A 14,609-nucleotide genomic window follows, 5' to 3' on the forward strand; every position below is an offset into this window, starting at 1 on the left:
ACTAACTCCACAATCAACACGGTTGTATTGTTAATGGAGTTAGCGAATTATTGCTCTTTATCGACGATGATTACTTCAATTTTATGGTTTTTCAACTCTTGGACATATTCATCAGGGATCCCAGAGTCTGTCACCAAAACATCAATATCAGCGAATTCACGGATCATATGACAACTGCGCTTACCAAATTTCGTAGAATCAGCAACCGCAATAACTGTTTCCGAGATTTCACACATTAACCGGTTAAGACTAGCTTCCTGTTCATTGTGTGTCGTGATACCAACGCGTAAATCGAACCCATCAACCCCAAGAAAAACCTTGTCAAAACGATAATTTCTGAGGCTATTTTCTGCTTGTGAGCCAGAAAACGATAAAGCATTTTTGCGCAATGCGCCGCCAGTCATTAGTACATCAATGCCTGCGGCTGTTGCTAACTCCATTGCGACATCTAAACCGTTAGTCATGACAACGACGTTATCCCGCGACTTTAAGTGTGTCGCAATTTCTCGTGTCGTTGTCCCCGAGTCTAAAATGATCGTGTCGCCATCATTAATGAGCGCGGCGGCTGCTTTCCCTATTAATGTTTTTGTGCCCGCATTCTGCCCACGCTTTTCGTGAATGCTTAGTTCAGCAATAAACCCAGTATTTGGAATTGCTGCTCCATGGGAGCGGACCACATAACCATTTTTTTCAAGAAAGCTTAAATCGCTACGGATGGTGACACTTGAAACTTTAAATATTTCGGCTAAATCTTCGACTCGTGCTTTACCTTGTTGGTTAATCATGTCGAGGATTTCCATGCGCCTTTCAACAGCCGCTTTCACTTTCATCTCCTTACGAAATCAAATGATTTGCTTTCATTTGATTTCGAATTAAGTTTACTACGCTAAAAAATACCGACAACGAAAAAAAACAAAACTTTTGATCTCTTTCACAAAGTTTCGATTTGTGTGTTGTTTGCTTACGGATATTTTCAAATTTTAAATATCATATCTTCGAATAAGAAAGTATCCAATCAATAAAGTCGTAATAACTATACTTTTACTAAGCAAACTCCGTGTTTTACATAAATATTAGCAATTTTTGCAAAAAGTTAGCTAAATATAAGCTCAAAAATTGGCATAAAGTGTGATGGCGGTATTTGAAGTTCGAAAGGAATAGAAATTTCTTTAAAACAAAAAACATAAATTAGTGGCATGTTGTGCGTTATTTATACTCTTTTCAATGTTTTTAACTCAAATTGAACTCTTTCAAATTCTTTCATTTTCTTATTTTGTGATTTCAATCTCTTTTGATTTTTCGTGTTTTGCGTAATGCTATAAAAATAACCTGACTATTTCGGATTAATTTAAATGCCTGCAAACCAACCCTCTTACTTTCATATGATGGCGAAACCCACCAGTTATCGCTGCAATATTAAATGTGAATACTGTTTTTATCTTGAAAAAGAAAATGTGTTTCACGAGCAACCTGCGCAAGATAAACATGACGTTATGCCTGATAACGTGCTACGTCGTTATATCAAAGACTATATCCAGTCCCATGCTGGTGAGCAGGTAGATTTTTCATGGCAAGGTGGGGAGCCAACACTTGCAGGGCTCGAATTTTTTGAGCGAGTTGTTAAGTACCAAAAGCAATATGCTCAAGGAAAAACGATCACGAATAGTGTGCAAACGAACGCCATTGCGATTAATCGACAATGGGCGCAGTTTTTTGCAGACCACAGTTTTTTAATTGGTGTATCAATTGATGGCTTAGAAGCTGTTCATGATAAATATCGAATTTCCGTTAATGGCAACCCAACTTTTGAGCGTGTGAAGAAAGCCATTCAGCTCTTGATTGAATACGGTGTTGAATTTAATACCCTAACCGTAGTTAATGACCAAAATTGGCGAAAAGGAAAAGAAACGTACCGAGCCTTGAAAGCATTGGGGTCCACTTTTTTTCAGTTTATCCCCATTGTTGAAGTGGATAGGCGCTTTCCTCAGACCCAAGGTGGTCATTATGCTCCTGGACCAAATGCTGTGATGGCGCCATTTTCAGTACCCGCGGAGGGGTATGGGCAATTTATGGCTGATGTTTTTGATGAATGGATCCACCAAGGAGACATTGGCAAAATTTACATACGTCTATTTGATAGCTTATTAGGTACTTGGATGGGCTATCCCGCATCAACCTGTGTGCAATCTAAAACGTGTGGGCAAGCACTGATTATTGAATCTAATGGGGATGTCTATTCCTGTGACCACTATGTGTACCCTGCAAATCGGTTGGGTAACGTACAACAACACTCCCTTTCCCGTATTGTTTCTTCTAAGCAGCAAGTCCGTTTTGGGCAAAATAAATATGACAAGCTAACGAGTCTTTGCCAGCGCTGTGAGGTTCAAAGCCTTTGTTATGGTGGTTGCCCTAAGCACCGGATCACGGCGATAGAAGGTGAAAAATATCGCCATAACTATTTATGTCGTTCATATAAAAAGATTTTTCATCATACCGCTTTAGGTATGCAGTTAATGCGTCAAGCGATATCGGGTGGTGCTTTAGCCAGTGATGCACTTGGCGTAATACAGCGTGCTTACAAGCAATAATCATATTATCTGGAGATATTTTTGTGAGATTACCTTCTATGAAGAAAAGCCTATTAGCTGGGCTGATAGCCGCAAGCAGCTTAGTGCCTCCCATTGCAGCGAATGCAGGAGGCACACCGGAAAAGCCGAATGTTTTACTGATTGTTATGGATGACTTAGGAACAGGGCAGCTCGATTTTGTGCTTGATAGCATTGATGTCACAGAACTTGCACAGCGCCCATCACCACAACGTTATCAAGGTGATATTAATAAGATGGTGGAAGCAGCAAGAGCAGCAATGCCAAATGTTTCGGATATGGCTGCCGGTGGAATAAAGATGACTAATGCATTTGTTGCTCATCCTGTTTGTGGTCCATCACGAGCTGGCATTTTTACAGGGCGCTCTCCCGCAAGCTTTGGCACTTACAGTAATGACGATGCGATGTTAGGTATCCCACAAGATATCAAACTATTACCTGCATTATTTCAAGAAAACGGCTATGCCACCGCCAGTATTGGGAAATGGCATAATGCCAAGGTATTGAAAAAGCCTAAAATTGCAGCAGAAAAGCAAACTCGTGATTATCACGATAATATGATTTCGACACCGGAGCCGGGTTTCGCCCCCCATGAAAGAGGCTTCGATTATGCATATAGTTTCTATGCATCAGGGGCGGCACTTTGGAACTCCCCGGCTATGTGGCGAAATGGTGAAAACGTACCCGCCCCCGGCTACACCACGCACTTGTTAACGGATGAAGCCATTAAATTCATTGATGGCCATAAGGACAAACCTTTTTTTATCAACCTTTCATATAGTGTGCCGCACATTCCGTTAGAAGAAGCTTCTCCAGCGAAATATATGGATAAATTCAATACGGGTAATGTTGAAGCCGACAAATATTTTGCTGCGCTAAATGCAGCCGATGAGGGAATAGGTAAAATTATCAATACACTAAAGGAAAATGGTGAATTAGATAATACGCTAATTTTCTTTATTTCTGACAATGGTGCGGTACATGAGTCGCCAATGCCAATGAATGCGATGGATAAAGGTTTTAAAGGGCAAATGTTTAATGGTGGTGTAAGCGTTCCATTTGTTGCTTATTGGCCAGGGCATATTCCTGCGGGTAAATACAGTGATGCGATGGTTTCAGCAATTGATATCTTACCAACCGCATTACAAAGCGCAGGGATCACCATACCCGATAGTATGAAGGTTGAAGGCAAAAATATTATGCCACTCTTAACGGGGAAAACAGAAAAGTCGCCACATAATTATTTGTATTGGACAGGGCCAGGGACGAAACATTACAGCGAAGAAAACCAAGATTTTTGGCATGGTTACCATGAATGGATCACTTATCAACGCAAAGAAATTCCAAACAACCCTAATTTAGAAAAACTATCGAAAGGTTCATGGGCTATCCGTGATGGAGAATGGGCACTTTATTTTTATGATGATGGTTCTGACCAGCTCCAATTATTCAATGATAAACAAAACCCAGCCGAATCAAATAATTTAGCGGCTCAATATCCAGAAAAAGTTAAAGAATTAAAATCTGCTTATTATCAATGGATTAAAGATAAACCAAAACCCGTTGTATGGGGACAAGATCGTTACCAAGTCCTGATTGAATCAGCAAGATAAATACAAAACTTTGTTTTATTCTGCGCGCAAGGATGCGCCTGTCTGCACCATAGAGAAATACGTATGACAATACCGACTGAACGCCCAAAACTACCTTATGAGCATCCAAGTATAAAAATTTATCAGAAATTATTCAAAGAGAATATCATTCGAAGATTAATTAGAAAGTCAGCTTATCAATGTAACGATAATCACATCACCGAAGTTTTTCAAGATGAAAGTCAATCACTTTCCGTTCTTTGCGAATTATTAGCCCGCTATACTGCAGAAGCCTTTGTTCATTATCAAGCTTGGGGCTACTCTCATGCCTATTACCCTGGCAGTCCTGGCCAACAGACTGTGCGAACAGATGCGCTAGAAGGCGTTAGCCGGGTACTGCCTTTGTTCGCTGCATGGTTAGTCCATAGCCGAAAAACCGTATTAAATGGGTTAAATTTAGCGTCGATTGACCTTCCTGAGATTATTAAAAATGCATTTTTGCATGGCACTGACCCCAATCATAAAGGCTATTGGGGAAGGCTTGACAATTATGACCAAAAAATTTGTGAATCGGCAGATTTAGCACTGACGCTTTGGTTAAGTCGTGAGTGGGTATGGGAAAAGTTGGATAGTTCTGTTCAACAACGCATTATTACATGGTTCGAACAGGTTAATCACTGTGATATCGTTGATAACAACTGGCATCTTTTTCCGCTTACCGTGCAGTTTGTGATCCGAGCACTCACCAGCCGAGATACTATTGCAATGTGGCGGTATGAAAGAGTGAAACAATTTTACGTAGGTGATGGTTGGTTTCGAGATGGTGCAAAGGGTAACTTTGATTACTACAATGCATGGGGTTTTTACTATTCACTATATTGGCTTAATCAAATTTGCCCTCATTTCGATGATGAGTTCATTCGTAGTTCCTTAAATCAGTTTAACCATCATTATCGTTATCTTATGACACCACAAGGCATTCCATTTTTTGGCCGCAGTGCATGTTATCGCCTCGCGGTGTCCACGCCTTTATTAGCCGGCGTTGATTTAGGTGGAGATGCCGTGAGTGTGGGGGAGGCTAAAAACGCACTAAAAAGTACTTTGCGTTATTTTATTGGCCATGGTGCTTTAAAAGCAGGAGCGCCAACTCAAGGTTTATTTAGTTATGATGCGCGCCTAGTCGATAACTACAGTGGTCCTGCGAGTAGTTTTTGGTCATTACGTGCTGTAATTATTGCTTTGTATTGTGGTAACCGAATCCAACTTTGGGACAGCCCTTGTAGTCCGTTGCCAATTGAGCGTTCAGACTTTCATTTCGAAATACCGTCAATTTCGGCAACGGTTATTGGTGTGAAAGAAACACAAGAGGTTACCGTGATATTTCGTGAAGATTACCTCAAACAGCAATCCCCGTTGACGCGTCGCTTAGAGAAACAATTACGCTCTCAGAAGGTGATTGAAACGCTACTAGGTCAATCAAGGCGCCCTAAAAACAACCTGTTACGTAAGGGGGTGACCAGCTATAGCTCTAAAATGACTCACTACTTCTAGACTTCCTTTCATTTGCTTTCAGTGTGAAAGGAATAGAAATGTGATTTAGATCTTTTACCTTTCTGTTTCTTTCGTTTAATATTATTCGAAATCAATCGAAAGATAAGAGGCGATTATGTACTTGGTATCTACCCGTAATATGTTGAACAAAGCTCAACTGGGAGGCTATGCAGTTCCCGCATTTAATATTCATAATTTAGAAACTATTCAAGTTGTCATGGAAACTGCCGCAGAAATGGCATCCCCCGTTATTTTAGCTGGCACACCGAGTACCTTTTCTTATGCAGGAAGTGACTATTTGATAGCAATCTGCCAGCAGGCCGCTGAGCGTTATAAAGTCCCAGTGGCTTTGCATCTCGACCATCATGAAGATATTCCAGATATTTTCCAGAAAGTCTCCGCGGGTGTACGCTCTGCGATGATTGATGCTTCTCATTTTCCGTTTGAAGAAAATATTCAAATTGTTAAACGGGTTGTTGATTTTTGCCATCAATGGGACTGCACGGTTGAGGCTGAATTAGGGCGTTTAGGTGGGCAAGAGGATGACTTAGTTGTCGATGCTGCAGATGCACTTTTCACCGACCCTGATGCTGCCGTAACTTTTATTCAAAGAACCGGTATTGATTCCTTAGCTGTTGCCATCGGAACCGCTCACGGCATGTACAAAAGTGAGCCTCATTTGGATTTTGTTAGGCTAGATGCCATCCGTAAGAAAACAGATTTACCGTTAGTTCTGCATGGTGCTTCGGGGATCCCTGATGCGGATGTTAGGCACTGTATTGACCTTGGAATTTGTAAAGTCAATGTCGCGACAGAACTTAAAATTGCGTTTTCTGATGCCATTAAGCAGTACTTCATTGAAAACCCAGAGGCTACGGACCCACGCCATTACTTGGTTCCCGGAAAGGCGGCGATGAAAGCGGTGGTGATGGATAAAATTCGTGTTTGCAAAAGTGATGGAACACTTTAACAAGTAAAAATTATCTGGATTTGCTGAGTATATAACCCAAATTTATTGCGGATGACTCGTAATAACTTTCTTTGAAAATAAAAGGAATGTCATGAAACAAGTTGCTGTTTTGCTCGCGGATGGCTTTGAGGAAGGGGAAGCGGTCGTTTTCATTGATATCATACGTCGGCTAGATATTCATGTTGATGTGCTGTCCTGCATGGATTCGCTTATTTTAAATACGTATTTTGGTACTAAAATTAGTGCAGATTATCTGTTAGTCGATAAGTTATCTCATACTTATGATGGCATCATGATGCCAGGGGGCCCAAAAGGAACTGACCGCTTGTATGCGAATGAAAAAGTAGTTGATTTTCTTCGTCGGCATATACATGAGGATAAGTATATTTGTGCGCTATGTTCTTCAGGCGCGAAGGTGTTAGCGGCTCATGGGTTACTGGAAGGACGGCATTATAGTACAGGAGATAAGCTGGCTGAAAAATTTGATGATGGTATCTATGTCGACCAAGATGTTGTTGTTGATGGAAAATTTATTAGTGCAAAAGGGCTTGGCGTGAGCTTTGAATTTGCATTTACCGTCGCAAAACATTTACTGGCTGACAATATTGATAAAGTGGATTGGCAAGCTAAACATATATATTTTAAACATTGGCCGCTTTCCTATCTATAATTTTTATTGGTAACTACGTACTTTTATATCGGCAATAAAGGTAATAAATAAAGCGGGAATAATATTTTCCCCGCTTTATTTTTATCAACTAGTCGAATGAAAATAAAAATAGAGAATTAATAGCGTATGAAGCTATTTTTTATCATGATAAGAATAAATGATGATTTATAAATATCATAACAATTAGATTTAAATTAGAAATTTTCCGTTATAAACATTAAGCTGGTCAGATATATAATCACCGGTAAGGAATGAAAATGCGGAATATTGCTATTACAAAAAATAATATTATTTCTGGCTTTCAATGGTTCTTTTTTATCTTTTGTAATACGGTTGTTATTCCCCCTACGTTACAGTCTGCTTTTCATTTGTCACCACAAACCACGTTTGTTATTACTCAATATGCTTTCTTATTAACAGCTTTAGCTTGCTTGTTGCAAGCATTTATAGGCCATAAACGCTCTGTGATGGAGGGGCCAACAGGGTTGTGGTGGGCAACAATTTTAACCGTAACTTTGTCAGAATCTATGCAAGGAACTCCTCTTGAGACGATTGGATGGAGTTTGGCCATGGGGATTTTTCTATCTGGGATTATTACTATTCTTATTGGCTTAAGCGGTCTTGGTGGTTGGTTAGCAGGTTTGTTCAAGCCAGGTGTGCTGGTGGTCTTTATGTTTTTACTTGGCGCGCAATTGGTTACTATTTTTTTAAAAGGGATGTTAGGGCTACCCTTTGGTGTTGGCAGTGAGAATATTACAGTTAATTATCCAGTATTCTTTTTGGCGCTCGCAGTACTGGTATTTGTTATAGGGATTATTGTGTATTTACCTGTGAATATTAGTAAATATGCTTTATTGATTGGAACAATCACAGGGTGGGTTGCTTATAGCGGGTTATTTGGCAGCACGATATCATCTGTTTCATCAGGGGAGTGGGTACTATTTCCATTAGGTCGCTCCGATGAAATTAATATTAGTATTGTGCTGACAGCAATTTTGGCTGGGATATTAAACACATCAAATACGTTTGGAGCAATGCGCGGAACGGATGTATTTTACCCCGATTCATTACCCGTTAAGTCCTTATATCGGCGTAGTTTTATGATGTCAGGAGCCGTAACAATATTAGCAGCGCCGATAGGCGTAGTGCCTTTTTCACCGTTTGTTTCATCAATTGGTCTAATTACTCAAACAAAAGACAGTTCACGTATCTCTTTTACTATTGGCAGCCTTATTTTCTTATGTGTGGGGGGCGTTGCAGTATTGACGCAATTTTTCCGCTCTTTGCCGTTAGCCATTGGTAGCGCGGTTATGTTAGCGACTTATTTGCCGCTGTTATTTTCTTCATTTTCATTTCTTGCGGATATGAAACTGAATGCACGTAATATTTATCGCCTCGCATTACCTATTTTTATTGGCATCTTTTTGATGTCAGCACCTGCTGCGGTACTAAATTCGTTACCAACAATGTTTAGTTCTTTACTGGGTAATGGGTTACTTATAGGCATTATATTGGCTCTTATTTTAGAAAATACGATCAAGTGGGATAAAATCTCCTAAATAATAAAAGAGCACTAAGCTGTTGTGCAGCTAATGCTCTTTTTCAGTAAAATTCTAGCGGCCTAAATAACCATCCCAATCTTTCCAAACGGGCTGTAAACCGGCTTGCACAAGTGCATTCGCTACTTGTGCGGCACTGCGGTTATCATTTGGGGAAAATTGTTCTAGCTCTTCTTTGGTATCGGCATAGCCACCTGGTTGGGTTTTCGAGCCGGCACTGACGTTGTTAATTGCCAATGGCACCACGTTATCACGGAAGTAAGGCGATTCACGAGTTGAGAGTGAAAGCTCGACATTCGGCGCCAGTAAGCGAAAAGCACAAATTAATTGCACTAATTCGGCTTCATTCATCAGTGATGCCGGTTCAACACCACCTGCACAAGGGCGTAAGCGAGGAAAAGAGATAGAATAACGACTTTGCCAGTAATGTTGCTGTAAGTACAACAAATGTTCTGCAACCATATAGCAATCGGTACGCCAACTGTTTGATAAACCAATTAACGCACCAAGGCCGATTTTATCTATGCCCGCTTCCCCTAAGCGTTCAGGCGTGGCTAAGCGCCAGTGAAAATCCTGCTTTTTGCCTTTGAGGTGATGGAGTTGATACGTGGGCTCATGGTAGGTTTCTTGATAAACCATCACACCGTCTAACCCCAAAGTTTTCAATTCCTTATACTCATCTGTGCTTAATGGCTGCACTTCCATCATTAAGGAACTGAAATAAGGGCGAATGATGGGGAATGTGTGACGAAAATAGTCCATACCCACTTTACTCTGGTGCTCCCCGGTGACCAGTAATAAGCTATCGAAACCAATTTTGCGAATGGTTTCGCACTCATTGATGATTTCAGCGTCATTTAGCGTTTTACGTTTAATTTTATTACTCATCGAAAAACCGCAATAAGTACAATCGTTTGCGCATAGGTTCGATAAATAAAGTGGCACATAAAACCCAACGGCATGGCCAAAGCGTTGTCGGGTGAGTTTCTGAGCTTTTTGTGCTATCAGCTCAATATAGGGACGGGCAGCAGGGGAAAGCAGCGCCATAAAATCATCGAGTGTGAGTATATCCACCGCCAAAGCATGTTCTACATCGGCAGGTGTTTTACTGTTTATCCGCAGTGTCGTATCGTCCCAATCCAGTGCTTGTAAGCGTTCTTGGAAACTTGGGATCATGATAAGGCCCCTAAGAAACTGGTCAATGGGCTGGACGCTTGCGCCTGTTGCTTCGGTGCAGCTAAACCACTTTGATAAGCTAACTCAGCCGCTTCGACCGCGAGTTTAAACGCTTTTGCCATGAGTACAGGTTGTTTCGCTACAGCGATTGCGGTGTTGACTAAGACGGCATTAGCCCCTATCTCGATAGCTTCTGCGGCGTGGCTTGGTGCACCAATCCCGGCATCTACAACGACAGGCACAGAAGCTTGCTCAATAATGATACGGAGCATTTCTTTAGTTGCTAAGCCTTTGTTTGTGCCAATCGGTGCGCCTAATGGCATCACAGCGGCACAGCCAACTTCTTCTAAACGACGGCATAACACCGGGTCTGCGCTGCAATAAGGTAATACAACAAATCCCTCTTTAACGAGCTGCTCTGCGGCGAGTAATGTCTCGATGGGATCCGGTAGTAAATAACGCATATCCGGATGAATTTCGAGTTTGACCCAATTGGTACCGAGGGCTTCTCGAGCTAGGCGCGCGGCAAACACCGCCTCTTGGGCATTTTTCGCACCAGAGGTATTCGGTAATAGTTTCACACCCAGTTCTTGCAGAGGTTGTAGAATGCCATCATCTTGCCCTCGTAAATCAATACGTTTCATTGCCATTGTCACCAATTGACTGCCGGATGCCGCAATGGCGTCTTGCATGAGGTTGGCACTGGCAAATTTACCTGTTCCAGTAAACAGGCGTGAGTGAAAAGTAAAATCTGCGATTTTTAACATCATTAGCCCCCAGCGATAGCTTGAAACAACAAGATATTATCTTGGTCATTAATGAGATATGAATTCCACTGACTCTTCGGAATGATCACTTGATTGATAGCAAGTGCAGTTCCCACCATTGGGCGATCGAGAGTGGAAAATAATTGATTAACCGTCAGTGGGGCATCGAATTCCATAGGTTGGTCATTAATTATGATATGCATGTTTCTTCCCGACAGATTGGACATTGCAATGACGGCGTTAATTGCAATGTATTCCATTGTTGTTGTTTTCCATCGAATAAACGCAATTTGCCGCTCAGTGAAGAGGGAAGGCCGACAAGTAATTTAATGGCTTCCAGTGCTTGCAACGTGCCGATAACCCCAACCACTGGCCCTAATACCCCAGCTGTGCGGCAGTTGCGTTCAGGTTCATCTTGGTCTGGGTATAAACAGGCATAGCAACCGGTACTAAATGGCGGCTCAAGTACCATTAATTGGCCACCAAACCCAACCGCACTGCCACTAACTAAGGTTGTATTAGTCATGACACAGGCAGCATTAACTGCATGGCGAGTAGCCATGTTATCGCAGCAATCAAGCACTAAATCGACTTGTTCAGCTAAAGGAATTAACGTCTCAACATCCAATTTTTGTGCGACAACATGGGTTCTGACCAACGGATTGAGTTGATGTAGCCTATCTGCGGCAAGCTGGGCTTTTGACTGGCCAATATCATCGGTATCGTAAAGTACCTGCCGTTGTAAGTTAGAAACGTGCAAGTCATCGTGGTCAGCTAGCCACAATTCGCCGACACCAGCACCCGTTAAATAAAGGGATGCAGGAGAGCCTAAGCCCCCTAAGCCGACAATGAGGACTTTGCTATTTTTCAGTTTTTGTTGCCCATCAGGACTGATGTCTTCAAGTAATAGCTGGCGGCTGTAACGCATGAATTCTTGGTCACTTAACATGATTGAATTCCTTAAATCATCATTAGCCCTGTTTTTATGACGATAAACTAGGGCTAATTTTGTGATTAAAAATCGACTAATTGGCGTGATCCCGCTCAATTAAATTCAGCAAAGTTTCTGTTGCGGCGCGCCAATCATCGGCTTTAGTAATCGCACTGACTAGCGCGACACTACCCACTCCAGTTGCTAGCACGTCAGGCACTTTATCAATGGAAATCCCACCAATGGCTACAGTTGGGTAGTCAGGCGTTGCTTCCACCATGGCTTTAAGTGTTTCTAAACCCTGAGGCGAAGAAGGCATCTCTTTCGTTTGTGTTGGAAAGATATGCCCCATGGCAATGTAGGAAGGGCGAACCGATTTTGCGATAGCCAATTCATGCTCATCGTGCGTTGATATTCCTAACCGTAAGCCCGCTTGGTGGATTGCTAATAAATCGGTAGTTTCCAAATCTTCTTGGCCTAAATGTACGCCATAAGCACCAAACTCGACCGCTAACCGCCAGTAATCATTAATGAATAAGCGTGCGTTATGTTTTTCCCCGAGCGCAATAGCTTGTTGAATCTCATCACGAACATCTGCGTCAGATTTGTCTTTGATACGCAATTGAATTGTGGAAACACCAGCATTAAGCAAACGTTCAATCCATTCAACGGAATCCACAACGGGGTAAAGCCCAAGGCGTTGTTCAGTCTCAGGAAAAGGGCTATTTGGGATAGCTATAGCGTTAGGCAATTTTGGCATTTTCATCCACCTCTGCATTCACAATTTCAGCACCGTGATAGAGTTCGCTGCCATGGGCACGGAAGGCTTCAGACATCTGTTCCATACCCGCTTCTTTTTCATTTGCCTCTTTTTGGGCTGCGTAGTCACGAACTTCTTGGGATATCTTCATTGAACAGAATTTAGGCCCACACATAGAGCAGAAATGGGCAATTTTCCCAGAAGCTTGTGGTAAGGTTTCATCGTGATATTTGCGAGCAGTTTCAGGGTCTAACGCCAAGTTAAATTGGTCTTCCCAGCGGAATTCAAAACGGGCTTTGGACATGGCGTTATCACGGATCTGTGCACCCGGGTGGCCTTTAGCAAGGTCAGCGGCGTGGGCTGCAATCTTATAGGTGATTAGCCCTTGTTTAACATCTTCTTTGTTTGGTAAGCCTAAATGCTCTTTTGGTGTTACATAGCACAACATTGCACAGCCAAACCAGCCGATCATGGCGGCACCAATACCAGAGGTAAAGTGGTCGTAACCCGGAGCAATATCGGTTGTTAGTGGGCCTAAAGTATAGAATGGGGCTTCGTGGCAATGTTCCAATTCTTCCGTCATATTACGGCGGATCATTTGCATTGGTACGTGGCCGGGGCCTTCAATCATGACTTGGACATCATATTCCCACGCAATTTTTGTGAGCTCACCAAGGGTATGGAGCTCGGCAAATTGAGCTTGGTCGTTGGCGTCTTGGATGGAACCCGGACGCAAGCCATCACCTAATGACAAGGAAACGTCGTAAGCGGCACAAATCTCACAGATTTCGCGGAAGTTTTCGTACAGGAAGTTTTCTTGGTGATGAGACAAGCACCATTTTGCCATGATAGAGCCACCGCGAGAGACGATCCCTGTTAGGCGTTTAGCTGTCATTGGCACATAGCGTAGCAATACGCCGGCATGGATAGTGAAGTAGTCGACACCTTGTTCTGCTTGCTCTAATAATGTGTCACGGAACATTTCCCACGTGAGATTTTCGGCGACGCCGTTCACTTTTTCGAGAGCTTGGTAAATCGGAACTGTACCAATAGGCACTGGGCTATTACGTAAAATCCATTCGCGGGTTTCGTGGATATAACGGCCGGTGGATAAATCCATGACGGTATCCGCCCCCCAACGTGTTGACCAAATCAGTTTCTCTACTTCTTCTTCAATGGATGAGGTGACTGATGAATTACCAATATTGGCATTAACCTTAACCAAGAAATTACGACCAATAATCATTGGTTCTGATTCGGGATGGTTGATATTGGCTGGGATAATAGCGCGACCCGCCGCCACTTCTTGGCGAACAAATTCAGGGGTAATATTCTCTGGCAAATTTGCGCCAAAGCCTTGGCCTGGATGTTGTTGCAATAAAACTTCGCCACGAATACGTTCACGTCCCATATTTTCGCGGATTGCAATAAACTCCATTTCAGGGGTAATGATACCTTTGCGTGCGTAATGTAATTGGGTAACACACTTGTTAGTTTGGGCTTTTAACGGGTGGGGACGGTTGTTAAAGCGTAGATGGTCAAGGCCTGCATCAGCAAGGCGTTGTTGTGTGAAGTCAGAGCTGAGATTTTCTACTTTAGTGGTGTCTGAGCGCTCGTTTATCCATGGCGCGCGAATTTTTTTCAAGCCTTTGTGAACGTTGAGTTCTGATGTTGGGTCGCCGTAAGGGCCTGAAGTGTCGTAGATAGGAACGGGTTCGTTGTCTTCAAATTGCGGGTTGTCTTTGTCGCCACCAATAAGGGTTTGCGAAAGCTGAATTTCTCGCATTGGGACTTGGATATTGTCTCTTGAACCTTGAAGATAAATTCGTTCAGAATTGGGAAAGGAAACGCCAGAAACAGTATTGATAAAGTTTTCAGCAGCGTCGCGTTGGGCTTTACGAGTGCGAGCGGGTGCAGCTTGTGGCGATAAATCAGCTGTAGGGATGATATTTTGTTCTGTATTATTGGACATAGCAATTTCCTGACATTGTCACGGCTATCACAGCTTAGTGTGTAGCGGGTTTATC

Annotated in this window: 13 protein-coding genes; 6 read left to right on the forward strand and 7 right to left on the reverse strand. The window is 42.5% G+C overall.

Annotated features, from left to right (window positions below; genetic code table 11):
- Positions 1 to 47: 47 nt before the first annotated feature.
- Positions 48 to 824, reverse strand: a complete 777-nt coding sequence (gene agaR / locus PSF09_RS19875) for a transcriptional repressor AgaR (RefSeq protein ID WP_210836571.1) — start codon at positions 822 to 824, stop codon at positions 48 to 50.
- Between the two features lie 528 nt (positions 825 to 1,352).
- Between agaR and PSF09_RS19880 the strand changes: the two genes are divergently transcribed.
- From PSF09_RS19880 to PSF09_RS19905, 6 genes are all read left to right on the forward strand, one after another.
- The gene (locus tag PSF09_RS19880) at positions 1,353 to 2,588 is read left to right on the forward strand and encodes an anaerobic sulfatase maturase (RefSeq protein WP_272684393.1); all 1,236 of its coding nucleotides are present in this window, start codon (positions 1,353 to 1,355) and stop codon (positions 2,586 to 2,588) included.
- Positions 2,589 to 2,611: 23 nt separating this feature from the next.
- Positions 2,612 to 4,219: a sulfatase family protein gene (locus PSF09_RS19885; RefSeq protein WP_272684394.1), complete on the forward strand. Its 1,608-nt coding sequence runs from the start codon at positions 2,612 to 2,614 to the stop codon at positions 4,217 to 4,219.
- Between the two features lie 63 nt (positions 4,220 to 4,282).
- Positions 4,283 to 5,749, forward strand: a complete 1,467-nt coding sequence (locus PSF09_RS19890; protein ID WP_272684395.1) for a DUF2264 domain-containing protein — start codon at positions 4,283 to 4,285, stop codon at positions 5,747 to 5,749.
- 115 nt (positions 5,750 to 5,864) lie between these two features.
- Complete coding sequence (locus tag PSF09_RS19895; protein WP_115166445.1) at positions 5,865 to 6,719, forward strand: tagatose bisphosphate family class II aldolase; 855 nt, start codon at positions 5,865 to 5,867, stop codon at positions 6,717 to 6,719.
- Between the two features lie 91 nt (positions 6,720 to 6,810).
- Positions 6,811 to 7,389: a DJ-1/PfpI family protein gene (locus tag PSF09_RS19900; protein WP_272684396.1), complete on the forward strand. Its 579-nt coding sequence runs from the start codon at positions 6,811 to 6,813 to the stop codon at positions 7,387 to 7,389.
- Positions 7,390 to 7,646: 257 nt separating this feature from the next.
- A complete protein-coding gene (locus tag PSF09_RS19905) occupies positions 7,647 to 8,948 on the forward strand; it encodes a uracil/xanthine transporter (protein ID WP_272684397.1) in 1,302 nt (433 codons plus the stop codon).
- A 54-nt stretch (positions 8,949 to 9,002) separates the two neighbouring features.
- On the opposite strand, the gene thiH is transcribed toward PSF09_RS19905, so the two are convergent.
- From thiH to thiC, 6 genes are all read right to left on the reverse strand, one after another.
- Positions 9,003 to 10,124 (reverse strand): 2-iminoacetate synthase ThiH, encoded by a 1,122-nt coding sequence (thiH, locus tag PSF09_RS19910; RefSeq protein WP_210836563.1) that lies wholly within the window; start codon positions 10,122 to 10,124, stop codon positions 9,003 to 9,005.
- Complete coding sequence (locus PSF09_RS19915; protein WP_272684403.1) at positions 10,121 to 10,891, reverse strand: thiazole synthase; 771 nt, start codon at positions 10,889 to 10,891, stop codon at positions 10,121 to 10,123. The genes thiH and PSF09_RS19915 overlap by 4 nt, the downstream gene beginning before the upstream one ends.
- Before the next feature lie 2 nt (positions 10,892 to 10,893).
- On the reverse strand, positions 10,894 to 11,094 hold the full coding sequence (thiS, locus tag PSF09_RS19920) for a sulfur carrier protein ThiS (protein ID WP_210836562.1): 201 nt from the start codon (positions 11,092 to 11,094) through the stop codon (positions 10,894 to 10,896).
- Positions 11,082 to 11,840, reverse strand: coding sequence for a HesA/MoeB/ThiF family protein (locus tag PSF09_RS19925; RefSeq protein ID WP_272666544.1), 759 nt, complete (start codon positions 11,838 to 11,840; stop codon positions 11,082 to 11,084). Before PSF09_RS19925 ends, thiS begins: the two co-directional genes overlap by 13 nt.
- Before the next feature lie 76 nt (positions 11,841 to 11,916).
- Positions 11,917 to 12,582, reverse strand: a complete 666-nt coding sequence (gene thiE, locus PSF09_RS19930; RefSeq protein WP_272666545.1) for a thiamine phosphate synthase — start codon at positions 12,580 to 12,582, stop codon at positions 11,917 to 11,919.
- A complete protein-coding gene (thiC, locus tag PSF09_RS19935; RefSeq protein ID WP_272684398.1) occupies positions 12,566 to 14,554 on the reverse strand; it encodes a phosphomethylpyrimidine synthase ThiC in 1,989 nt (662 codons plus the stop codon). Before thiC ends, thiE begins: the two co-directional genes overlap by 17 nt.
- Positions 14,555 to 14,609 lie beyond the last annotated feature (55 nt).

Source organism: Providencia sp. PROV141, assembly GCF_028481645.1.
Taxonomy (GTDB): Bacteria; Pseudomonadota; Gammaproteobacteria; order Enterobacterales; family Enterobacteriaceae; genus Providencia; species Providencia rettgeri.

What these genes read in the sequence shown, in the direction of transcription:
- PSF09_RS19880 (WP_272684393.1), top strand. Translation starts at nt 1,353, where the DNA reads ATGCCTGCAAACCAACCCTCTTACTTTCATATGATGGCGAAACCCACC.
- PSF09_RS19890 (WP_272684395.1), top strand. Translation starts at nt 4,283, where the DNA reads ATGACAATACCGACTGAACGCCCAAAACTACCTTATGAGCATCCAAGT.
- PSF09_RS19895 (WP_115166445.1), top strand. Translation starts at nt 5,865, where the DNA reads ATGTACTTGGTATCTACCCGTAATATGTTGAACAAAGCTCAACTGGGA.
- PSF09_RS19900 (WP_272684396.1), top strand. Translation starts at nt 6,811, where the DNA reads ATGAAACAAGTTGCTGTTTTGCTCGCGGATGGCTTTGAGGAAGGGGAA.
- PSF09_RS19905 (WP_272684397.1), top strand. Translation starts at nt 7,647, where the DNA reads ATGCGGAATATTGCTATTACAAAAAATAATATTATTTCTGGCTTTCAA.
- thiH (WP_210836563.1), bottom strand. Translation starts at nt 10,124, where the DNA reads ATGATCCCAAGTTTCCAAGAACGCTTACAAGCACTGGATTGGGACGAT.
- PSF09_RS19915 (WP_272684403.1), bottom strand. Translation starts at nt 10,891, where the DNA reads ATGTTAAAAATCGCAGATTTTACTTTTCACTCACGCCTGTTTACTGGA.
- thiS (WP_210836562.1), bottom strand. Translation starts at nt 11,094, where the DNA reads ATGCATATCATAATTAATGACCAACCTATGGAATTCGATGCCCCACTG.
- PSF09_RS19925 (WP_272666544.1), bottom strand. Translation starts at nt 11,840, where the DNA reads ATGTTAAGTGACCAAGAATTCATGCGTTACAGCCGCCAGCTATTACTT.
- thiE (WP_272666545.1), bottom strand. Translation starts at nt 12,582, where the DNA reads ATGCCAAAATTGCCTAACGCTATAGCTATCCCAAATAGCCCTTTTCCT.
- thiC (WP_272684398.1), bottom strand. Translation starts at nt 14,554, where the DNA reads ATGTCCAATAATACAGAACAAAATATCATCCCTACAGCTGATTTATCG.